Source organism: Pseudomonas sp. LS-2 (genome assembly GCF_003605735.1).
In the GTDB taxonomy this organism is placed as follows: Bacteria; Pseudomonadota; Gammaproteobacteria; order Pseudomonadales; family Pseudomonadaceae; genus Aquipseudomonas.
The window spans coordinates 1-24,141 of the sequence record NZ_QXTJ01000002.1 but is presented as its reverse complement, the minus strand read 5'-3'; the positions used below and the strand labels follow the sequence as shown (position 1 = coordinate 24,141).

Below are 24,141 nucleotides of genomic sequence, written 5' to 3'. Positions count from 1 at the left end.
AAGCGACAGCTACACCTCCTGCCAGCCAGACCACAGGCAGCCAGCCAGGAACAAAAGCGAGGCTGGCGACGGGTGGACCTTGTCATTTCTGGTCGGCTGCCGACACGGCATGCGAACTCGGCGTTCAGCCAGAATCAGAACTCAGAGCCATCCTGCTTCTGCCCGGAGGGCGTGGGAGCGAGGCTTGCCCGCGATCTGCCGGGAACCGGCAGCACATCCTGTGCGTACGGCGCTAAAGCAGACGCTCGGTGACTTTCAGGTGCCGCGCATACCACGGCCTCTGCGGCACCTTGCGGAACAGGTTAGCGATCTTGTCTTGGTCGCCGAAGGTGATGCGCAGCGCCAGCTTCATGATCTCGGGGTCCATCTCCATCGTGCGTCCCGCCTGCAAGCCCGGTGTGGTACTGCAGCCATGGGTGTCCGGCCCCAGCCACGGATCATCGACCTCGACCCAGCGTCCTGGCGCGAACCACGGCACACCGTTGACCTCCATTCGACCGACCTCCCCCGGGTGAAAGCGCTCATGCGCCCGGAACCAGTCTTCGAGTCGGTCGTCGATCCAGCCATGGAAATGCCAGAACACCGGGTTCACGTGGGAAGAAAACGGATCGCCGAGAAAGTCGTTCTCGGCCGAGAACCAGCGTCCGGCGAAATCCGCAGGATCGCGGGCGAATGGCACGGCCGAACCGTTGGAGGGGTCGCGAGGCACCGACGCCCAGCGCATGTGCAGCCAGTCGTGCAGCCCCAGTTCCACCTCCGAACCGAATTACCCCAGGGTCAGACGTGACAGGTAGCGCGGGTCACGGTACTGCGACTCCCAGACCTCGAAGTTGCTGTGGTAGGTCTCGGCGGTCTTGATGTCGCTGACCCATCGGGTGTACGTGTCATCGCCCGATGCCAGCCAGGTCGGCGGCAGGGCGAAGCCGTCGTGATTGTCGAAATACCGGGCGAACCCCACACGATCGCGAACCAGCTCAGGCTGGGGCATGGGGAAGCGCTGCCATGACGGCAGATCCTGAATCGAACGGGCCTTGCCCAGCATGTGGCGGTGCATGAAAAAGAAGTCGACGCCCGAACCGTTGCGGTCCTTGCGCTTACCCCTGGCATCGCGCTCGGTGCCACGCGGGCCGGGTTGCCAGCCCAAACCCCGCAGTGCTTCGCGCTTGTCTTCGGGCAGGGTGTGCCACTTGTCTCGCGAGGCATGCCAGAGCTGGTGGAACAAGCGGTGTTCGGGGGAGATCAGCCGCGCCAGCAGGTCCGGGTGCAGACCGATGCGTTGGCGCGCTTCGGGAAACAGCCGCTTGGTGGCGACGAAGCGGCTGTCGAGTTCAAGTTGGCCCAGCGGTCGATCCAGTGGCAGGAATCGCCCGCTCAGGGTCCCGCTGCCGGCGTTGCCGAAATCGGCCCAGACCTCATCGAGCACGCACTCACATTCATGGGTCGGCGCGCTGTCGCTGGCGTCGCTGGGGATCAGTCGCCAGTACAGCCTGGCGCTGTCATCTTTGACGAGGTCGCCGATCACTTGATAGCGCGGCACGTCGGCGCTGCGCAGGCGTTCGGCGGTGTCCAGGTACCCCCTCAAGCCACGACCGCGCTGGGCGATGTCGAGGAACAGTTCGAGGTCTTCGCTGGGCAAACCGGGCAGGTTCGAGTCCTTGCCTTCGAGCCGCACGCGCCAGACGCCACGCAGTTTGTCGGCCAGGCGTTGGCCCGCTGTATCTGCCAGATCGACGGTGGCTTCGTCCGGGGTGATCGGAAACGGTTCACGGGTCAACTCGCGATGGGCGTAGTAGACCGCCGGTACGGCTGCGCCTGTCAGTGCCAGCCCCGCTATGAAGCCTCGTCGAGAAATGCTCATTGCCCTACCTGTGTCAGCCATGAAGCAGGCTTTATCCAAGCTAGAACGATCCGTTGAGGGGGAAATTTAGAAGCGGGGGTTGAGATGAGCTTGGCCTAACGGCCAACTGTTTCGCCTTCGGCGAGTTACTTGAAAGGACACCAAGTAACCAAGTGTCCTGGCTCCCGGTTTGGCGCTTCCTTCGTCAGCGTACCCTCACTCCGGCGACGCTCCGTGGGCCCGCGCCGAACGGACATCCATGTCCTGACGGCGCTCTCGCGGCATCCATGCCGCTCGGCCCACTCCACGTCGCCTGCGTTCGGCCTGCACCCAAGTCGCGTTGTGTGTCGTCTGGACTTTCGCGCATGAAAAGCAAAAGCAACGGCCGAATCGTGTTGATCGTACCCACGTTCCGCGTGGGCATGAATCCTGTGACGCTCTGCGTCACCCACACCGGACGCAGAGCGTCTGGGGCGGCGTTACCGCGCGGAGCGTGATCAAAGCTTGGCCTAACGGCCAACTGTTTCGCCTTCGGCGAGTTACTTGAAAGGACACCAAGTAACCAAGTGTCCTGGCTCCCGGTTTGGCGCTTCCTTCGTCAGCGTTCCCTCACTCCGGCAACGCTCCGTGGGCCGAGCGGCATGGATGCCGCGAGAGCCGCCCCCCGCCATGGATGGCGGATGGCGGCGAGCCCACGCAGCGTCGCCGGAGTGAGGGAACCCGACGAAGTCGGGCCAAACCAGGAGCAAGCACCCTTGGTTACTTGGGGTGCTTTTCCAAGTAACTCGCCGAAGGCGAAACAGCCCTGGCGTTAGCCAGAGCCCCATAACGCCACCCACAAAGCCACCCACAAAGCCACCCGCACTACACCCCCTAAATTTATCCCCCCATCACTCGTTCTTCCCAGATAGCAACGGCCCCTGACGCCTGCTCCCTGACGGCGAATCCGACTGAGATGGCAATGACAAAACCACGTTCGAAAAAGGCTCTCTACATTGGCCTGCCACTGGCCCTGGCCATTGGCGCCGGCGCAGGCTTCCTGGCATGGGATCACGGGTTCTGGGACAACCCCGGCTACCCCGCCAAGGTCATGAAACAGGCCACCGACCTCCAGGAACGGATCATCTCCTTCGACAGCCACATCACCCTGCCCCTTGAATTCGGCACCCACAACCACGAAGCGGACAAGGACGGCGCCGACCAGTTCGACCTGGTCAAGGCCAACCGCGGCCGTCTCTCCGGTGCCGCACTGACCGTCTTCGGCTGGCCGGAAATCTGGAATGGCCCCAACGCCCCCCACAGACCGACCGCCGGCTTCATCGACGAAGCGCGCAACCAGCAGGAAGTCCGCTACAAAGCCATCTCCGGCATGGTCCGCGACTTCCCCAATCAGGTCGCCATCGCCTACACCCCCGACGACATGCGCCGCCTCCACGGAGAAGGCAAATTCGCGATCTTCATCAGCATGCTCAACGCCTACCCGCTGGGCAACGACCTCAATCAGCTCGACCTGTGGGCCGCGCGCGGCATGCGCATGTTCGGTTTCAGCTACATCGGCAACAACGACTGGGCCGACTCCTCGCGGCCGCTGCCCTTTTTCAACGACACCCCCGACGCCCTCGACGGTCTTTCAGACATCGGCAAACAGGCCGTCCACCGACTGAACGACCTGGGCGTGATCATCGATGTTTCGCAGATGTCGGCCAAAGCCCTGCAACAGGTCGCCCAACTCAGCCGCACTCCGCTGGTGGCGTCGCACTCGGCACCTCGGGCGTCGGTGGACATCCCGCGCAACCTCAGCGACAAGGACATGCAACTGATCAAGGACACCGGCGGCGTGGTTCAGGTGGTCGGGTTTTCTCAGTACCTGCGCCCGTTGAGCCAGCCGACGCAAGACAAGCTCAACGCCCTGCGCGCCCGCTTCGATTTGCCGCCCCTGCCCAATCTGGCCATGGCGCTGATGCCGGGTGATCCGATCATCACCGCCTGGTCCGAGCAGAAGTTCGGGCAGTACGCCAGCGGCCTCTACGCCATTCTCGAAGGCGAACCCAAGGCCACGCTCAAGGACCTGGGCGATGCCATCGATTACACCGTACGCAAGATCGGCATCGACCACGTGGGCATCGCGTCGGACTTCAACGAAGGGGGCGGGGTAAAAGGCTGGGACAACGTCGGCGAAGCCCGCAACGTCACCGCCGAACTGATCTCGCGAGGCTACTCAGAAGCTGACATCGCCAAACTGTGGGGCGGCAACTTCCTGCGGGTCTGGGAACAGACCCAGAAAGCCGCCAGGCCCGTCGCCAGCCGTTGAGCCCCTTGGCCATTACCGACAAGTGAACCCCGCCATGACCGATCGCCGCACATTCCTCAAACAGGCAGGCCTTCTCGCCGCCAGCCTTCCGCTGGGCAGCGCTGCCCTCAGTCACAGCGCGCTGGCCAGCCCTTCACCCGCGCCCCTGGCAGCGGACGACAATACCCAGGACAAATGGGCGCAACTGCGACAGCTGTTCAGTCAGGACCCGAGCTACATTCACTTGTCCAATTTCCTGATCACTTCCCACCCCAAACCGGTGCAGGTCGCCATCGACATGCACCGCGCGCACATCGACCGTAATCCGGGGCTGGCGATGGACTGGGACCTGGAAGAAGCCTGGAAACGCGAGGCAGAGGTGCGTGACTGGGCCGGCCGCTATCTACAGGCCAGGCCCGGCCAGATCGCCCTGACCGGCAGCACAACCGAAGGGCTGTCGATGATCTACGGCGGCATTCATGTGCGCCCCGACCAGGAAATCCTGACCACTGTCCATGAGCATTACTCCACCGAATACACCCTCGATTACCGGGTAAAAAAGGAAGGCACTCAGGTTCGCAAGATCAAACTGTTCGAGAACGCCCACACGATGTCGGTGGACGAAGTGCTGGGCGCGATCAAAAGCAACATCCGCCCCAACACCCGCGTGCTGGGCATGACCTGGGTGCAATCGGGCAGCGGTGTGAAGCTGCCCATCGGCGAGATCGGCAAGCTGGTGGAAGAGCTCAACCGCAACCGCGACGACAAGGACCGCATCCTGTATGTGGTCGATGGCGTACATGGCTTCGGCGTGGAGGACCTGAGTTTCCCCGACATGCACTGCGACTTCTTCATCGCCGGGACTCACAAATGGATGTTCGGCCCGCGCGGGACGGGCATCATCTGCGCCCGCTCGGAGGAGTTGAAAGACGTCACGCCCACGGTGCCGACGTTCTCGCAAGACACCAACTTCGCCACCACCATGTCGCCAGGCGGCTATCACGCCTTCGAGCACCGCTGGGCCTTGAACGAGGCGTTCAAACTGCATCTGCAACTGGGCAAGGCACACGTGCAGGCGCGCATTCACGGGCTCAACGATTACCTGAAAACGCGGTTGCAGGAGCACCCGCAGATCGAACTGGTGACGCCGACGAGCCCCGCCCTTTCGGCCGGATTCACCTTCTTCAGGATCAAGGACCAGAACAGCGACAAGGTCGCCGCGTACCTGATGAAGAACCGCGTGGTGAGCGACGCGGTGTACCGCGATGCCGGCCCGGTGATCCGCACCGCGCCTGGCCTGCTCAACACCGAAGCGCAAATCGACCAGGTGATGAACCTGCTCGCCAAAACCCTTTGACGCCCTGTTTTCCCATTACCGAGAAGCCCCATGACCGCGCCTGTCATCACCCCCTCACGCACGTTGAAAACCCTCGCCACGCTGACGCTGCTCGGCGCCTTGAGCAGCCTGCTGCCGACCCTCGCGCACGCCGCGGACACCCCGCAACCGGGCCAGGTTTTCAAGGATTGCAAGGACTGCCCGGAAATGGTCGTGCTGCCCGCCGGCACCTTCACCATGGGGACGCCCGACGATGAAGTCGGCCGCCAGCCCGATGAAGGCCCGATGCATCAGGTGACCTTCGCCAGACCTTTCGCCGTTAGCCGTTTCCAGGTCCTGGCCGGTGAATTCGACACCTACATGCGCGAGACCGGGATCACGCTCGAAGATTTCGACGTACGTCCGGGCCGTCATTGCAGCAACGGCAAACCCACCTACCCGCAAAAGCCGGATCAACCGGCAGTGTGCATGAACCTGGCCGATGCTCAGGCCTACATCGCGTGGCTGTCGAAGAAGACCGGCAAGCCGTATCGACTGATGAGCGAAGCCGTGCGCGAGTATGCCGCGCGCGGCGGCAGCACCGGCCCGTTCCCCTTCCCGTTCGACGAAGGCGAGCACTATCAGATATCCCGCCACGCCAACACCTACGGCCCGAAAGACGGCTACACCTACACCAATCCGGCCAAGGCCTACCCGCCCAACGCTTTCGGTGTCTACAACATGCACGGCAACGTCTCCGAATGGGTGGCCGACTGCGCGCACAAGGATTACGTCGGCGCACCGACCGACGGCAGCGCGTGGGTGGAGAAGGACTGCAAGCTGCAAGGCATTCGCGGCAACGACTACATCGAAGCGCCGGTGTTCTCGCGCTCGGGCAACCGCAACGACATGTACCCCAACGAACGCGGCGACTGGTTGAGCTTTCGCGTCGAACGTGACCTCTGACGTCCCTCGTCATCGCCATCCCCCCCTCAAGCCCGCTCTCAGGACCGCAGCCCGTCTGCGGTTCTCGCCGATGACCTAAATCGGCCGCCCCATCATTCGTCTTCGTTCAGTAGCAGCCCTTCTTTCCTTTTCCGCCAGGAAACCTCCATGACCAAGCCAAAGCGCGGGGCAATCAAAGAATTGCTCGTCCTGCTCAAGCCCTTCCGACTGACCGTGTGCACCTCCGTCGTGCTCGGCATGATCGGTGGCCTGAGCGTCACCATCCTGCTGGCCACCATCAACAACGCCCTGCACGCCCCCGACGGGCTGACCCGCAGCGTGGTCATGGTGTTCGCCGGGCTGTGCCTGCTGGCCTTGCTCAGCTCGATCCTGTCAGACATCGGCACCAACTACGTGGGGCAACACATCATCGCCAGGCTGCGCAAGGAACTGGGGGAAAAAGTGTTGTCCGCGCCGATCGAGCAGATCGAACGTTATCGCAGCCATCGACTGATTCCGGTGCTGACCCATGACGTCGACACCATCAGCGATTTCGCCTTTGCCTTCGCGCCACTGGCCATTTCCATGACCGTGACCCTGGGCTGCTTGGGTTATCTGGCGATGCTGTCGTGGCCGATGTTTCTGATGATGCTCGTGGCGATCGCCATCGGCACCGTCGTGCAGTCGATAGCCCGAGCGCGCGGCATCAAAGGCTTCATGGCCGCGCGCGAGGCCGAAGACGAATTGCAGAAGCATTACAACGCGATTGCCGAAGGCGCCAAGGAGCTGCGCATTCACCGACCACGCCGTCAACGCATGTTCACCCTGGGTATCCAGCGCACCGCCGACGCCATTCGCGACACTCAGATCAGCTCGATCAACACCTTCATCATCGCCAAGAGCTTCGGCTCGATGCTGTTCTTCGTGGTGATCGGTCTCGCGCTGGCCTCCCAGTCGGTATGGCCCAGTCCGGACGCGGCGGTGATGAGCGGCTTCGTGCTGGTGCTGCTGTACATGAAGGGGCCGCTGGAACACTTGATCGGCACGCTGCCTATCATCAGCCGTGCGCAGATCGCCTTGCGCCGCATCGCTGAACTGGGCGAGCAGTTTTCCTCCCCTGAACCGCACCTGCTGCTTGATGACACCGGCACCCGGCGCACGACCGTCCAGCGTCTGCAACTCAACGATGTCAGCTACGCCTTCCCCGCCGTCGAGGGCAGCGCGCCCTTTCGCCTGGGGCCGGTGAATCTGAAGATCAACCACGGCGACATCACCTTTATCGTCGGTGAAAACGGCTGCGGCAAAACCACGCTGATCAAGCTGTTGCTGGGACTGTATGCACCGCAGCAGGGTGAGATCACCCTCAACGGCACCCCCGTCGACGCCGTCAACCGCGATGATTATCGCCAGCTATTCACCACAATCTTTGCCGACTACTACCTGTTCGATGATGTGGTGCAGGCTGACCAGCACATTCCCGATGACGCCAATCGCTACCTCGAGCGTCTGGAGATCGCCCACAAGGTGAGCGTGCGCAACGGCCTATTCACCACCACCGACCTGTCCACCGGACAGCGCAAACGCCTGGCGCTGATCAATGCCTGGATGGAAGACCGGCCGGTGCTGGTGTTCGACGAATGGGCCGCCGATCAGGACCCCACGTTCCGCCGGGTCTTCTACACCGAGCTGCTGCCGGACCTCAAGCGACTGGGCAAGACCATCATCGTGATCTCCCACGACGACCGCTATTTCGATGTCGCCGACCAATTGGTGCGCATGGAATCGGGTCGTGTGGTGAGCGAAACCGTACCCGCATGACAACAAAACTCAATAAAGTTCATTGAAGCCTTCCGGTTTTTTGCAGTCCCGGCGTCTTATGAATACAAATAATTCTCAATCCCTCTCCAACGGTTAACACATGACGATCCCCGCACTGCATCGATTGAACCCTTACGCCAAAGCGCTTGTGATGACTCACTCCATGTCTCGTCGGTTCAGTCGCACGGCCTTGAGCCTGGCCATCGCGATGCCCGCCGTCGCCTACGCCCAGGATCAGGCTGTGGACTTCAACATTCCGGCGCAGCCTCTGGCCAGCGCGCTACAAACGTTCGGTCAGCAATCGGATGTGCAGGTGCTCTACAGCCCTGAGGATATTCAGGGGGTACGCAGTACCGCGGTCAGCGGCAGGCTGAGCCCCCGCGACGGCCTGATCAAGCTGCTGCAGAACACCGGTGCCAGTTATGGCTTCGACGGCAAATCGGCCACGGTCAGTCGCACCTCCGACCCTGGCGCCATGGAGCTCTCGCCCACCAACATCAATGACATCTACGGTCTGGGCGAAAACACCGAAAACACGCGTTCATACACCACGGGCGCCGCGACGATCGGCAAGGCCCCGCGACCGCTCAAGGAAATCCCGCAGACCATCTCGGTACTGACGGCCCAGCGCATCAAGGACCAGAACATCACCACCCTGAACGACGTCTACAACAACGTTCCGGGCGTGATCACCTACGGCGCACTCAATGGCGACAACCAGCCCTACGCCCGTGGTTTCGAGATCGACAACTTCCAGATCAACGGCATCCCTATCCCGGCCGGCACCAACACCGGCATCACGTCGCTGAACTGGTCGGACCTGGTCGCCTACGAGCGCGTGGAAGTGCTCAAGGGGTCTGCCGGTCTGTTTCAGGGCGCGGGCTCGCCGGGCGGTGCGATCAACCTTGTGCGCAAACGCGCCAGTTCCGACTTCAAGGTCAGCACCGTCACGCAGGCCGGTTCCTGGGACAACTACCGTCAGGAGTTCGACGTTCAGGGCGCACTGAACGAAGACAAGACCATCCGTGGCCGCCTGGCGACCTCCTATAACACGCGTCACTATTTCTATGACGGCGGCAAGAGCGAACGCGCTTCGACCTTCGGCCTGGTGGAATTCGATGTCACGCCGGACACGCTGGTCAGCGCAGGTTTCACTTACCTGAACGCCAACAACCGTTCGACCATGGACTGGGGCCTGCCCAGCTACAGCGACGGCTCGAAGATCGATTTCAAGCGCTCCACCAACCTCAGTTCGCCTTCAGACTACAACGATGTCGAATCGACGCAGTACTTCGTCGACGTCAAGCATCAGCTCAACGATGACTGGAAAATCACCCTGGCCAGCAACTACACCCGTTTCAACCTGGACGCGCTGTACAGCAACACCGGCGGTTTGATCAGTCCGATCGACAACTCCGGCGGCTACAACTGGGCTGAAGGTCGCGGCGAGAACAACTACCAGTACAACAACGACCTGTTCCTGAACGGCAACTTCGACATGTTCGGGCGCCGCAGTGAAGTCGTCCTGGGGGCCAACGTCTCCCACAGCAAACGTGTCGCCGGGCGCTATGACGTGACCGCCAACAACGTCGATTTCATTCCCGACATCCTGACCTTCGATCCCCCTGAATACGGGCGGACCGACAAATACCGCACCACCACCTCCACCCTCGATCAGGAAGGCGTGTACGGTTCAATGAGAGTCAATGTGTTCGATCCGCTGGACGTGATCGTCGGCGCTCGCGTCAGTTGGTGGGACTACCATCAGGATCAGAAGAACGAGTCCACAGGCGTTCACACCAAGACCACCCAGGAAACCAACGCCAAGGTGCTGCCGTTCTATGGCCTGGTCTATGCGCTGAACCCGGACTGGTCCGCCTACGCGAGCTACGCCGAGATCTTCACGCCACAGCTCAACTACGAGTCGGCATCTGGCAGCACCCTGACGCCTCGCTCCGGTGAAACCTACGAGCTGGGTCTCAAGGGCGAACTGCTCGATGGCACCCTCAACACCAACTTCGCGATCTACCGCACCAACTATTCAGGCCGCGCCCAGACCGACCAGTCGCAGCCGCCGTCCTGCCGCTGCTACGTCGCCGGCGGCAAAGTGCGAGCCGAAGGCTTCGAAGCCGAGGTCACCGGCAAGGTAGCGACCGGCCTGGAACTGACCGCCGGTTATACCTACAACCGCAGCAAGTACATCAAGAACCCGGACAACACCGATCTGGAAGGCACCTCATTCCTGACCACCATGCCAGAGCACATGCTGCGTCTGTGGGCCAACTATCAACTGCCGGGCGAACTCTCCAAATGGCAAGTGGGTGCCGGCAGCAACATTCAAAGCGGCACCTATGGTCGCTACGTCGGCACCGCACCCAGCACCGGCGTGAAGAACGAGAACGGCGGGTTCGCCATCTACAACGCGCGTGTCGGGTATGACGTGACCAAGAACGTGAACCTTTCGGTCAACGTGGAAAACATCTTCGACCGCTTCTACTACTCGCAGATCGGTACCGTCGAAAACAACACGTACTACGGCAACCCGCGTAACGTGATGTTTACCATGCGCACCAACTTCTAAGCTGCATCCGAGGCCGGGCAGGTCCCCACCTGTCCGGCCTCCGGCTTTCACGCTCTCCTTCCTGCCAGGCAATGCGTATCAGACCTTCGCGAAGGCGGTGCGCAGCGAGTCTGCGATCCAGTCCAGCGCCTCGTCGGCTTCCTCGACGATAGCGCCCATGCGCATGAAATCGTGAGTCATGCCGGGCCAGACCTTCAGGTCCACGTCCACGCCCGCTTCCCTCAAGTGCGCCGCATACGCCAACCCTTCATCGTGCAGGGGATCGCACTCGGCCACGGCCAGCAGGACCGGTGCCGTGTTGGCCGGAACGTCCGCGAGCAACGGCGAGAAACGTGGGTCCAGGCGATCAATCGCCTCGGGGGCGTAATGCCGGTAGAACCAGTTCAGCGTGTCTTTTTCCAGCAGGTAGCCGCTGGCATAACGCTCCAGTGATGAGGTGGATCGACTGGCATCGGTGACCGGATAGATCAACACCTGCAAACGTGGCTGAACCTGCGCCGCCTGCGCTGCAAGCTCACGACTCAGGACCGTCGCCAGACTGCCGCCGACACTGTCCCCGGCCACCGCCAGGCGCGTCGTATCGATGCCCAGCCTCTGCGCATGATCGAGCAGCCAGCACCAGGCATCCAGCGCGTCGTTTGCTGCGGTCGGGAAGGTCCATTCCGGGGCCAGTCGATAGCTGACGGAAATCACCACACTGCCCGTTCTGCTCGCCAGCGAGCGACACAATGCATCGTGAGAATCCAGACTGCCGACCACATAGCCGCCGCCATGGAAATACAGAACGGCGCTGCAAGTCTGCTCCCCGGCTGCAGTCGGGCCATACAACCGTGCGGCCAGTTGGGTACCGTCGCGCACCGGCAGGCGCAGGTTCTCAACCCGTGGCAATTCCTCGCTATCGGCCATCATCAATTGCGACGACTGATCGAACTGGTCACGGGCTTCCTGGACCGAGAATTCATGCATGGCGGTACGCTTGCCGCTGTCACGACCCGCGCCCACCAGTTCCAGAAATGCAGCAATATCAGGGTTCAACGACATCGAAAAAAACTCCTGGCCAGCCGGGCGACTGCCCGGCCGGATTCACATTCAGGCACCGAGCGGAGTCAGTACACCGCTGAGCGCTTCGTCAAGGCTTGCAAGAAACTGTGCGCTGCGCGGCACATCGAAATGGCTGCACGGCAACACCGGACCGACGGCGACCTGGCCGATCTGCCGAGCCAGCGCGCGCGCAGCTTCCTCATGACCCGCCGCCCACCAGCAATGGGGAACGGTCTGAATCGGCCCACAGCGTGGCAGTTGCAGCGACAGTCGCTTGAGATGGCGCGCAACGCCAAAGATTCGGGCCAGTTCCTCGCCCCCAAGATCTCGCGCCATCGCGCCCTCGCCTGCCGCCAGTGTCTGGCTGGCGAGAAGCCCCGAGAACATCCTTGTGAGACTGGCAATGTCCTCTGCAAGGTCTGACGGCAGTACAACGGGCACGCCCGGCATCATCACCTCGATGAACGAGCGCAGATCCGCCACGAGGCCATCGACATCGTCAGCATCCGCTTCGGCGCCGGGGACGAAGCTGTCCATCAATCCGAGAAACTCGACCTGCTGCCCCTGCCGCTCAAGCTCGGCGGTCATCAGTACTGCCAGCGTTGCGCCCAACGACCAACCCAACAGGTGATACGGCCCCTGAGGCTGCTGCTCGCGAAGATAGCCGACGTAGTCAACGGCCATACTTTCCAGCGACTGATCCTGCCAGTCGGGGTCGAGCAACATACGGCACTGGATGGCCCGGACCGGACGACGACCGGCCAGCCGCCGCGCCACCGGTTCATAGTCGAACACGGTGCCGAAACCGGCGTGAACACAGAACAGCGCCGGGAGATCGCCACTGGCCTGATTCAGTGCCAGCATCGGCGCAGGTCGGGTTGGCCGTTCAGCCAGCTCGGTATTCCCGGTGAGTTCGCCAATGGTCGGTTTCTGCATCAGGTCGCGCAGCTTGAGACTGAAGCCATAGGCCTTGAGGGCACGCGCCTTGGCCATCACCTGCAAGCTGAGGATCGAGTCGCCACCCAGCTCGAAGAAGTTATCCGTCAACCCAACACGCTCGACCTTGAGCACCTTCTGCCAGATCAGCGCCAGGGCTTTTTCCAGCTCGCTGCGCGGGGCGACGTAACGCGCTTGCAGCGGACCCGCGTCAGGTGCCGGCAGCGCCTTGCGGTCCAGCTTGCCGTTGGGTGTCAACGGCATGGCGGGCAACAGCATCAGATGCGTGGGCACCATGTAGTCCGGCAGATCGACGCGCAGTCGATCACGCAGCACCTCGCACAGATCACTGCTGGCGGCGTTATCGGCCACCACGTAGGCGGCCAGTTGCTTGCCGCTGCCACCGTCGCGAGCGACCACGACGGCATCGCGTACCCCGACGCAGTTTTTCAGGCGGGCCTCAATTTCGCCCAGTTCGATGCGGAAGCCGCGAATCTTGACCTGATTGTCGATCCGGCCCAAATAGTCGAATACGCCGTCCTCACGCTCACGTACCAGATCGCCGGTGCGATACAACCGGCCACCGTCCCGGCTGAACGGGTCCGGCACAAAGCGCTCGGCGGTCAGCCCCGGACGATCCAGATAGCCGCGTGCCATGCCGAAACCGCCCAGATAGAGCTCGCCGGCGCAGCCTCTGGGCAACGGGTTTTGGTGTTTGTCGAGTGCGTGGGTGGTGCGTGCGCCGACCCTGCTGCCGATCGGCGCATACGCCGCGCCGCAGGTGTCCTGAGGGCCGGCTTTCCAGATCAAGGGCGTGACCACGGTTTCCGTCGGACCGTAGCCATTGATGATGAACTGCGGTTGCAGTGCCCGCTGGGCCAGTGCCAGGCTGGCCTGCGGTACGGCGTCGCCCCCGAAGCAATAGATCCGCACGCCAGGCGGGTGGCCTTCGCGCTCGGCATGCTCGGCCAGTTGTTGCAGGTAAACCGGGGGAAACGCGGCGACGGTCACACCGTAATGGTGCAGCGCGTCGAAGGTCTGCTCCGGTGTCCACAGGTTGTCGTCGCGAATCAGCAGGCGTGCGCCGTGGGTCAGCGTGGTCAACCAGCGTTCATGGGCGCCATCGAAGGCGAAGGACATGAACAGCAATTCACAATCGTCGGCGCTCATGCTGTAGCGCTCGCCGATGGCCTGGCAGTGCATGGCCAGCGCCCCGTGAGCGACCGCCACCCCCTTGGGCAATCCGGTCGAGCCCGAGGTGTAGATCACGTACGCCAGGTTGTGCGGGTGCAGCTGCACCTGGGGTGCAACCACCGGCGGATGGGTCGGGTCGTGGCGATCAAGGCCCAGTCCATCGAGTTCCAGAACCCTCAGATGAGCAACCGTCGGCAACAGCTCGCGCAGCGATGAATCGGTGAGCAGCAACGCGATGCCCGAATCCTCCATCAGGTAGGTCAGGCGGTCTTTCGGATAACCCGTGTTCAGTGGCACGTAAGCACCGCCGGCCTTGAACACCGCAAGCAACGCCAGGATCAGCGCCTGCCCCCTTGGCATGGCGACCCCGACGCGCACTTCAGGCCCCACGCCCTCGGCGATCAACACATGAGCCAGACGGTTGGCCGCCGAATCGAGCCAGGCGTAGCTGTAACGATTGTCACCGAACAACACGGCCGGCTGGTCCGGCGCGGTGGCAGCATGCAGGGCAATACGCTGATGCACGTACACACCGTCGAAGCTCTGACCCGGCAGTTGTTCCTGATCGACGACTGCGGCTTGCGGTAGACCGATATTGCCCAGTCGCTGAGCCGGGTCACGGATCAACTGGCCGAGCATCCCTTCCATGTCGCGACGAATGCACCGCACCGCCGCCTCGTCGAAGTGCGCCTGCAGGTACATGTATTCGATCACCAGTCCGTCTTCGAGCGTCACCATCAGGTCCATCGGAATGTCGGTGCGGCCGTGGCTGCCGGTCTCGCCGAAGCGCAGCAGGGGGTCGGCGACTTCATTCAGCGCCTGATCCACCGGATGGTTTTCGAAGACGATGATGCTGTCGAACAGCGCCTGGCCACTGCGTCCCGCCCAGCGCTGGACATCCGCCAGCGGGGTGTATTCACGCTCGCGCAGTTGCAGGTTGTAGTCTTGAATATCGCGCAACCAGTCACCCAACGCTTGCGACGGTTCCAGGGTCTGAATCACCGGCAGCGTGTTGATGAACAAACCCAGCATCCGGTCTGAATCGCTCAACCCCGCCGGACGGCCCGCCACGGTCGCGCCAAACGCCACGCTGTCCTGCCCGCTGTAGCGGCTGAGCAGCAGCAGCCAGGCGGCCTGAACCAGCGTGTTGAGCGTGACGTTCTGCGCTTGGGCAAAGGCTTTCAGTGCGTCGGTCACGGTCTCGCCCAGACGGCTGTACAACGCGTGATGCCCCCGCGCTGGCTGCCTGAGGGCAAAGGCATTTGCCAGATAGGTGGGCTCGTCCAGGCGTGCCAGTTGCGCGGTCCAGAATGCCTGACTGCGCTGCTGATCCTGACGCTGCAACCAGGCGATGTAGCGACTGTAACTCGCGGGCGGCGGCAGCGACGCACCCGAGTATTGCTTGAGAATTTCGCCCAGCAACCGCGATACGCTCCAGCCATCGATCAACAGGTGGTGGTAGGTCCAGATCATCTGGTAACTGTCCACACCCAGCCGAACGAGGACGATTCGCTGCAAGGGCGGCTGCTCGAGGTTGAAGCCACGCTGGCGCTCGTCGCTGGCCAGTTGTTCCAGACGCTGTCGCGGGTCGCTCACGCCTTGCAGATCGAGTTCGACCAGCGGCAGATCGAGCTGCTTCATTACGAATTGCAGCGGCTGGTCCAGCCCCTGCCAGACGAAGCCCGTGCGCAGGATTGCGTGACGCTGGCAGGCATCGAACCAGGCCTGCTTGAAGCGCGCGGCATCGAGGCCCCGGATCGGGATGCTCAACTGGTTGATATAGAGTTCGGTGTCCGGCGCATTCAGACCCAGAAACAGCATGCCCTGCTGCATGGGCGACAGTGGGTACAGTTGCTCGACGTGTTCCAGCGGCAATCCGAGGCCCTGCAACTGTTCATCGTTCAGAAGGTGCAGCGGCGCATCGCCAGACTGTGTTTCATTGAAGTCGGCCGGTGTTGCGGATTGAACATGGCGGGCAATGGCCTGAACGGTACGGTGCTGGAAAATGTCCCTCGGGCTCAGTTCCAGCCCCACATGACGAGCACGGCTGACCACCTGGATCGAGGTGATGGAATCGCCGCCCAGGGCAAAGAAGTTATCGGTGACGCCAATCGTCTGCACCCCCAGCAGGTTTTGCCAGATATCCACCAGAACCTTTTCGGTCTCGTTGCCCGGCGCAATGTAGGTCTGCTGCGCCAATAACTGCCCGGGTTCCGGCAACGCCTTTCGATCAAGCTTGCCGTTGGGCGTCAGCGGCATGCGCTCGAGAACCGACAGCGATGAAGGCACCATGTAATCGGCCAGACTGGCGCTCAAGCGATCGGTCAGATAACGGGTGAAGTCGACCTGACGCTGCGCATCGGTCAGGATCGAGCCGTCCTGCGGCACCACATAGCCGGCCAACCGAGGCCCGACGGGCCCGGCAACGGCCACCACCACAGCTTCGAGCACTGCATCCAGCTCCAGCAACCGCGCTTCGATTTCGCCCAGCTCGATGCGGAAACCACGGATTTTTACCTGATGGTCGATCCGGCTGATGTAATCGATCACGCCATCGGCGCGATACCGCGCCAGGTCGCCGGTGCGATAGAAACGCCCGCCCGGCTCGCCATAGGGGTTGGGCAAAAAGCGTTCAGCGGTCAGCGATGGACGCTGGAAGTAACCCCGCGCCAGACCGTCGCCGCCGATAAGCAGTTCGCCTGCAACGCCAACTGGGTTGGCCGACAGGTCTTCACCGAGGATGTACAGCGAAGTATTGGCAATGGGTCTGCCCAGATGCGGACGGCTGCTTTCGACGTTCAACGGTTGCAGTGCCGACCAGATGGTGGTTTCGGTCGGGCCGTAGAGGTTCCAGGTTTGCGCGCCGAACGCCGTCATGCGCATGGCCAGTTCATCGGCCAGCGCCTCGCCGCCGCAGAGCAAACGACGACCGGCGAGCAGCCCCGCGTTCGGGCTTTCCAGCAGCATGCGCCAGGTCGACGGCGTGGCTTGCAGCACGCTGATGCCCTGAGCCTGCACCTGTTGGAGGATCCGTTCCGGGTCGCGCTGGGTGTCCTTGTCGGCCAACACCACGCGGCCGCCGACCGTCAACGGCGTGTACAGCTCAAGGCCGAAGATGTCGAAGGAGAACGTGGTCAGCGACAGCAGACGGTCGTCTGCGCAGATCCCCGGTGCGGACGCCATGCTGACGATGAAGTTGGTCAGTGCGCCGTGGCGGACCATCACGCCCTTGGGTTTGCCGGTGGAGCCGGAGGTGTAGATCGCGTAGGCGAGGTTTTCCGGGCTCAAGTTGGCTTGCGGGTTGGCCTCGCTGTAGCCGCTCAATGGCTGATCGAGGTCCAGCGCTTGCACCTGATCCGGAATCGGCAAACCAGGCAGCAAATGCCCTTGCGTCAGCAGCAGTTTCAAGCCGCTGTCTTCGATCATGTAGCGCAGACGGTCCTGCGGATAATCCGGGTCCAGCGGCACGTAGGCGCCCCCGGCTTTGAGCACCGCCAACAGAGCGATCACCATTTCCAGCGAACGATCCAGCGACACGCCCACCAGCCCATCAGGACCCACGCCCAGCTCGATCAAGCGATGGGCCCACTGGTTAGCTCGGGCGTTCAGCTCGGCATAGGTCAGTCGGGTTTCTGCGAACACCAGCGCCACGGAGTCCGGCGTGCGCGCGGCCTGCTCCTCGATCAGTTGCTGAACGCATGCGTCAGCCGGGTAATCGGCCTGGCTGCGGTTCCAGTCGTGCAGCATTTGTTGCTGGCTGGTGACGAACAGCTTGAGTTCGCCGATCACCCGGTCAGCCGGCGCATCGAGCATCTGCTCGAGCAGCGCCATCAGCTCTTCGCCCAATTGAGCGACCGTCGCCGCCGAAAAATGCGCGCTCTGATAGCTGAAGTTGAACTTGAGGGTTTGCCCCACACCGATCATCAGGGTCAGCGGATAGTTGGTGCGCTCGAAATAGCTGACGTCCTTGAACACCAGTTCCTGCGGTGACTCCTGCTCCAGCACCTCGGACACCGGGTAGTTTTCGAAAACCAGCAAGGTGTCGAACAGGTCTCCTGCATTCCGAGCGGCCCAGCGCTGAATATCGAACAGCGGCGTGTATTCGTATTCGCGCAGTTGCAGGTTCAACTGCTGAACCGAGTGCAGCCAGTCTTCCAGCGATTGCTCGACCTTCGGCGTGGCAATCACCGGCAGCGTATTGATGAACAGGCCAAGTTGGCGTTCGACACCTTTCAAGTCAGTCGGGCGTCCGGAAACCGTGGCGCCGAAGGCCACGCCGGCCTGGCCGGTGTAACGCTTCAACAGCAACAGCCAGGCGGCCTGTACCACGGTGTTCAGCGTCACCTTGCGATCCTGCGCCAGCGTTCGCAGGCGCTGGGTCATCTCCACGTCAAGCACCTGGCGTCGCTCGCCATAAACCGCCGGGTCGTCGGCATCCGGGGTGTACGGGATGGCACGGGCCAGACGGGTCGGCTCGTCGAGGTGCTGTAACCGCTCCTTCCAGAACCGCTCGCTCGCTTCGCTGTCCTGCCGCTGCAACCACTGAATGTAATCGCGGTAGCGGCCTGCCGAAAATTCCGGTTGTTCGCCGCTGTAGCGCTGCAACACCTCGCCCATCAGTTGCGAGGCACTCCAGCCGTCCATGAGGATGTGATGGTGGGTGTAAATCAGGTGATAACGCTCTGCCCCCGTGCGCACCAGCAGCAGTCGCAACAACGGCGCACGGGTCAGATCGAAACCTTGCTCCAGTTCCGTCAGCGCAAGCCCTTCGAGCGCCTGGAACCAGTCCTTTCGATCCTGCCAGTCCAGAACGCTGAACGGCAGCGTGACCCGCCGATGAACCACTTGAACCGGCTGATCGAGGCTGCCCTGCCAGACAAACGAACTGCGCAAGACATCGTGGGCATCGACCGTCGCTTGCCACGCGGCCCTGAAACGCTGCGGGTCAAGCCCTTCGACATCGAGCCTGACCTGATTGGTGTAACTGCGTCCCTGAGGTTCGTACACGGTATGAAACAGCATGCCGCGCTGCATGGGCGACAGCACATAGAGGTCTTCGACGTCCGGGGACGCCACGGGCATCCCGTCCAGCTGCGCCTGAGTCAGCATTGCCAGCGGGAAGTCGGACGGCGTGAAGCCACCGTGCTGCGGGTTGCAGCAATGCTCGATCAACTGCTCGAGTTCGCGGAAATAGTCGTCGGCCAGACCCTGAATGGTCGATTCATTGAACATTCGCTCACTGAACGTCCAGCCCAGCGTCAGCTCGCCGCCGTAGACCTGACCATTGACGCAAAGCCAGTTGCCCAGCGAAGCCTGTTCGCTGTGCTCGGCACCCTTGCGCTCCTGAACCGGAACGAACAACGCACCGTCCTGAGCATCGAAACTGCCGTCGAACTGGCCCAGATAGTTAAACGTAATGCGCGGAACCGGCACTTGCTCAAGTGCGCGTCGATTCGACTCGTTGCTCAGATAGCGCAACAGACCATAGCCCAGTCCCTTATCGGGAACGGCGCGAATCTGCTCCTTGATCTGCTTGATCGATCCGGCGATATCTGCCGCGGGGATCAACGCGAGCGGGAACATGCTGGTAAACCAGCCCACGGTGCGTGTCAGGTCCAGGTCTTCGAACAACGCTTCGCGACCATGGCCCTCAAGCTGAATCAGCGCGGAAGGCTGCTCGCTCCAGCGGCAGATCACCCGAGCCAGCGCCGTGAGCAACAGGTCGTTGATCTGCGTGCGATAGGCGCCGGCGGTGTCGTGCAGCAGACGTCGAGTCAGGCGGGCATCAAGGCGGGTGTAAACCGTCGCCGCATGCCGGTTTTCCAGCGAGCCCAGCGGATTGTCACACGGCAGTTGCGCACCCTCTGACTGTTCGCCCTGTGCCTGCCAATAAGGCAGTTGACCTTGCAGTTCGGCGCTCTGGCCATACGTTTGCAGAGCATCGATCCACTCTTTGAACGACGCCGATCTGGCCGGCAACACGAGCGGCTGACCGTGCTGCACGTGTTTATAGGCGCTTTGCAGGTCTTCCAGCAGAATGCGCCAGGACACGCCGTCCACCACCAGGTGATGAACCACCAGCAACAGGCGCTGCTCGCCGCTCGGAAGATCGAACAATACCGCTCGCAGCAATGGCCCCCCTCTAAGATCGAGGCTGCCCTGCGCCTCGTCGGCGAGGCGTTCAAGTTCGGCTAGATCGGCTGCGGTCTGCCGCCAGAGTGGGGACGCAAGCTGTCGTTGCTGGTCAGTCGAGCGGTAACTGGCACTCGACATCAACGGGTCGAAGCTCAGGCGCAGGCTGTCGTGATGATCGACCAGCGCGAGCAGTGCCTGTTCGAGCGCTTGAGCATTCATCGACATCAGTGGCTTGAGCAGAATCGACTGGTTCCAGCGCTGGCGCTCGGGAATGTCCTGCTCGAAGAACCATTGTTGAACCGGCAACAGCGCAGTGCTGCCGGTGACCGGCCCTTGCTCGCCCGGCGCTTGCGGCTCGCCGAGTTCGGCCACGGTCGCCAGCCCTTGAATGGTCTGTTGCTGAAACAGGTCCTTGGGCGTGAAACGGATCCCGGCCTGACGCGCGCGGCTGACCAACTGGATCGAAATGATCGAGTCACCGCCCAGGCTGAAGAAGTTGTCGGTGACGCCGATTCGCGCAAGCTTGAGAACGTCCTGCCAGATATCGACCAGTTGACGCTCAAGGTCGTTATTGGGGGCCACGTAAGCCTTGAGATTTTCGGTCGGGTCCGGCGCTGGCAACGCCTTGCGGTCCAGTTTGCCGTTGGGTGTCAGCGGCAGACGCTCCAGAAAAATCAATTGCGCCGGCACCATGTAGTCCGGCAGGTACGCCTTCAGGCGCGCCTTGATGTCTTCGCTCAGGTCCGCCCGACTCTCGGGGGCGATGTCAGCGTGAGCGACCACATAGGCCACCAGTTGCTGACCGCTGGTGCCGTCCACTGCCAGCACCACGCCCTCACGCACAGACTCCAGCGCCAGCAGACGTGCTTCGATTTCACCGAGTTCGATACGGAAGCCCCGCACCTTGACCTGATGATCGATACGGCCGACGTACTCGATTACGCCGTCGGCGCGGTAGCGGGTCAGGTCTGCGGTCCGGTAAAGGCGCCCGCCCGTGGCCGAGAACGGATCGGGCACGAAACGCTCTGCGGTCAACCCCGGACGGAACAGATAGCCACGGGCGATCCCCTCGCCTGCCAGGTACAGTTCGGCCGCCGCGCCGACCGGAACCGGCTGCAACTGCGCGTCCAGCACGTAGCTGGCGGTATTGATCAACGGCCTCCCGATGCTGGCCTTTTCGCCCACGGCACGCCGGGTCCAGGTCGAATAGGTGGTGTCTTCCGAGGGGCCATACAGGTCGTAGACATGCTCGACGGTCGGCAGGCTATAGAGGCTTTCCACCAGAGACTGTTTCAGCGGTTCGCCCGCCAGGTTGATGATGCGCACGCTGGCCGGAATCTGCCCTGCACGGTGCAATGCGGCGATGGCCGACGGCACCGTGTTGATCAATCGCACGCTGTCACGCGCCGGCAGATCGGCAAGCTCCAGCGCGTTGCGGGCCAGGACGATGGAGCCGCCGCTGGCCAGCGTGACGAAAATCTCCCACACCGACAGATCGAAACACACCGACGTTGAGGCCAGTACCCCCTGCATTTCCTCCTGCGAATACACCTGTTGCGACCAATGAATCAGCGCCAGCACGTTGCGGTGGGCAATGGCTACGCCTTTCGGCTTGCCCGTGGAGCCCGAGGTGTAGATCACGTACGCCAGGTTCGAGGACTGCCCGCGCGGGCCGGGATTGCTGTCCGGATAGTCCGCGTAGTCGAGGCCTCCAGCCTCCAGCAATACCGTCCGCGCCTCGCTGTGCGGCAACTGTGCCAACAGCGCGGTGTTGGTGATCATCACCCGCGCCTGGCTGTCTTCGAGCATGTAGGCCACGCGGTCCTGCGGATAGTCAGGGTCGAGCGGCACATAAGCCCCGCCTGCCTTGAACACCGCCAGCAAGGCAACGATCAACTCGCTGTTGCGCGGCATTGCCACACCCACACGGACCTCGGGACCGACACCCAGCTCGATCAGCCGGTGGGCCAACTGATTGGCGCGGGCATTGAGCTGGGTGTAACTCAGCGTCTGTTCACCGGCCACCAGCGCGCTGGCGAGCGGCTGCCGCTGGGCCCGATGCTCGATCAGGTGATGAACGCCGGCGTGATCCTCGAAGGTGGATCGACGATCGTTCCAGTCGACGGTGATCGTTTGGAATTCGTGGCTGGGCAACAACGGCAGTTCGGCGACGGGCCTGTGCACCGCGTCGACGATGCCTTGCAGCAGGGTCAGCCAGTGGGTGGCCAGACGCTCGATGGTCGCCGCCTCGAACAGGTCAGTGGCGTAGACCAACGAGGCCCAGACACCGTTTTCAGACTCGAAGGTATTCAGGGTCAGGTCGAACTGTGCGGTGTCGCTGTCCCAGCTCAGACTCTGAACCTGAAGATGCGGCAAGCGGGCAAAGCTGTCCGCGCGCGCGTGACCGGCTTGCTGCGGCTCGTCGCTCTGATGATTGAACATCGCCTGGAACAGCGGGTTATGGCTCAGGCTACGCTCGGGTTGCAGGCGGTCCACCAGTTGTTCGAACGGCAGATCCTGCCAGGTCTGCCCGGCCAGCGAGGCGTTTCGCGCCTGATCGAGCAGATCGCGGAACGACATGCCGTCGACGAACTGGGCCTTGAGCACTTGGGTATTCACGAAGAAACCGATCAGGCGTTCCGTCTCGATGCGATTACGGTTAGCCACCGGCACACCGACCCGAATGTCGGACTGGCCGCTGTAGCGGTGCAGCAGGGCCTGGAACGACGCCAGCAACAGCATGAACACCGTCACCTGCTCACGCTGCGCCACGTGTTTGAGCGCCATCCCCAGCTCGGGGCTCACCGGCACGTCGAGTCGGGCGCCGCGATAGCTCTGCTGCGCAGGACGGGGATGATCGATGGGCAACTCCAGCACCGGCTGCTCATCACCCAGTTGTTCCAGCCAGTACGCCAACTGACGTTCGCGCTCACCGCCCTCCATCCATTGGCGTTGCCAATGGGCATAGTCGGCGTACTGAACCGGCAGCGCAGGCAGTTGCACATCCAGCCCCTGACTGAAACCGGCATAGAGCTCGATCAGCTCGTCCACGGTGACTTTCATTGACCAGCGATCGGAGATGATGTGGTGTTGGGTCAGTACCAGCACGTGATCGTCCGCCGCCAGTTGGAGCAATTTCACCCTGAGCAACGGACCTTCGCGCAAATCGAACAGACGGTTGATTTCGTCCTCGATGCAGGCCTTCAGTTGCTCATCGAAACGCTGTTCGTCGAACGCTCGATCATCGGAATTCATCGCAAAGGGTTCGGCGGACAAGGTCAGCGTCAACGCAGGCTGAATCCGTTGCACGGTGCGACCCTGGTCATCAATGAACTGCGTGCGCAGGCTGTCATGGCGGGCCAGCAGTGCATTGAAACTGCGCTCCAGCGCAGTGACGTCCAGCGTTCCTCGCAACCGCAAGGCAGCAGGTATGTGGTACGCCGCGCTGTCCGGGTCCAACTGCCAGAGGAACCACTGACGCTCCTGCGCATACGACAGACGCATTGCCTGATCCCTCGCCACCGGCAACAGCGGCGGCGCCATGGGCGCAGAGGTTTCAGAGCAAAGCGCCTGTACGAAAGCTTCGAGGGTGCTGTGCTCGAACAGCGTGCGCAACGCGACCTCGGCATCGAGCAACTGTCGCACCCTCGACATCACCTGGGTCGCCAGCAACGAGTGACCGCCCAACTCAAAGAAGTTGTCGCTCAGGCCGACCTGCTCCAGTTTCAATACGTCCTGCCAGATCTGCGCGATGTTTCGTTGCAGCTCGGTGGTCGGCGCGACGTAGCTTTTCTGGACCTGGCTGGCATCGGCTTTCGGCAGTGCCTTGCGGTCCAGCTTGCCGTTCGGGGTCAGCGGCAGACGCGGCAGGAACAGCCAGTGCTGCGGCACCATGTAGTCCGGCAGTTGCTGAAGCAGTTGGGCTTTCAGCTCTTGATGCAGCAATTCTTCATGCAGCAGATCGCCGTTCGTTTGATTGGCGACGACGTAGCCCACCAGCATCGGACCTTGGGCGCCTTCCTGAGCGATGACCACCGCTTCGCGCACCC

The 24,141-nt window shown here is 62.3% G+C and carries 7 protein-coding genes and 1 pseudogene; 5 read left to right on the top strand and 3 right to left on the bottom strand.

Annotated features, from left to right (window positions below; translation table 11 throughout):
- Positions 1–232: 232 nt before the first annotated feature.
- Positions 233–1,858, bottom strand: a pseudogene (locus D3M70_RS00985) (PvdJ/PvdD/PvdP-like protein).
- Positions 1,859–2,798: 940 nt separating this feature from the next.
- Here D3M70_RS00985 and pvdM point away from each other — a divergent pair.
- The 5 genes from pvdM to D3M70_RS00955 all read left to right on the top strand — a co-directional run bounded on the left by pvdM (position 2,799) and on the right by D3M70_RS00955 (position 10,786).
- A complete protein-coding gene (gene pvdM / locus D3M70_RS00975; RefSeq protein WP_120123603.1) occupies positions 2,799–4,148 on the top strand; it encodes a pyoverdine-tailoring dipeptidase-like protein PvdM in 1,350 nt (449 codons plus the stop codon).
- 34 nt (positions 4,149–4,182) lie between these two features.
- Complete coding sequence (locus D3M70_RS00970) at positions 4,183–5,484, top strand: aminotransferase class V-fold PLP-dependent enzyme (protein WP_120123601.1); 1,302 nt, start codon at positions 4,183–4,185, stop codon at positions 5,482–5,484.
- Between the two features lie 30 nt (positions 5,485–5,514).
- Positions 5,515–6,408: a formylglycine-generating enzyme family protein gene (locus D3M70_RS00965; RefSeq protein ID WP_120123599.1), complete on the top strand. Its 894-nt coding sequence runs from the start codon at positions 5,515–5,517 to the stop codon at positions 6,406–6,408.
- 147 nt (positions 6,409–6,555) lie between these two features.
- Positions 6,556–8,205, top strand: coding sequence for a cyclic peptide export ABC transporter (locus D3M70_RS00960; RefSeq protein ID WP_120123597.1), 1,650 nt, complete (start codon positions 6,556–6,558; stop codon positions 8,203–8,205).
- 163 nt (positions 8,206–8,368) lie between these two features.
- Entirely contained in the window at positions 8,369–10,786 is a 2,418-nt protein-coding gene (locus tag D3M70_RS00955; RefSeq protein ID WP_165869709.1) for a TonB-dependent siderophore receptor, read from the top strand.
- A 78-nt stretch (positions 10,787–10,864) separates the two neighbouring features.
- On the opposite strand, the gene D3M70_RS00950 is transcribed toward D3M70_RS00955, so the two are convergent.
- Both D3M70_RS00950 and D3M70_RS00945 read right to left on the bottom strand, forming a co-directional pair.
- Complete coding sequence (locus D3M70_RS00950; protein ID WP_120123594.1) at positions 10,865–11,827, bottom strand: alpha/beta hydrolase; 963 nt, start codon at positions 11,825–11,827, stop codon at positions 10,865–10,867.
- Between the two features lie 48 nt (positions 11,828–11,875).
- Complete coding sequence (locus tag D3M70_RS00945; protein ID WP_256659652.1) at positions 11,876–24,127, bottom strand: non-ribosomal peptide synthetase; 12,252 nt, start codon at positions 24,125–24,127, stop codon at positions 11,876–11,878.
- Between the last annotated feature and the right edge of the window lie 14 nt (positions 24,128–24,141).

Coding starts and splice junctions, on each gene's coding strand:
- D3M70_RS00955 (WP_165869709.1), top strand. CDS start 8,369: ATGTCTCGTCGGTTCAGTCGCACGGCCTTGAGCCTGGCCATCGCGATG.
- D3M70_RS00965 (WP_120123599.1), top strand. CDS start 5,515: ATGACCGCGCCTGTCATCACCCCCTCACGCACGTTGAAAACCCTCGCC.
- pvdM (WP_120123603.1), top strand. CDS start 2,799: ATGACAAAACCACGTTCGAAAAAGGCTCTCTACATTGGCCTGCCACTG.
- D3M70_RS00950 (WP_120123594.1), bottom strand. CDS start 11,827: ATGTCGTTGAACCCTGATATTGCTGCATTTCTGGAACTGGTGGGCGCG.
- D3M70_RS00960 (WP_120123597.1), top strand. CDS start 6,556: ATGACCAAGCCAAAGCGCGGGGCAATCAAAGAATTGCTCGTCCTGCTC.
- D3M70_RS00970 (WP_120123601.1), top strand. CDS start 4,183: ATGACCGATCGCCGCACATTCCTCAAACAGGCAGGCCTTCTCGCCGCC.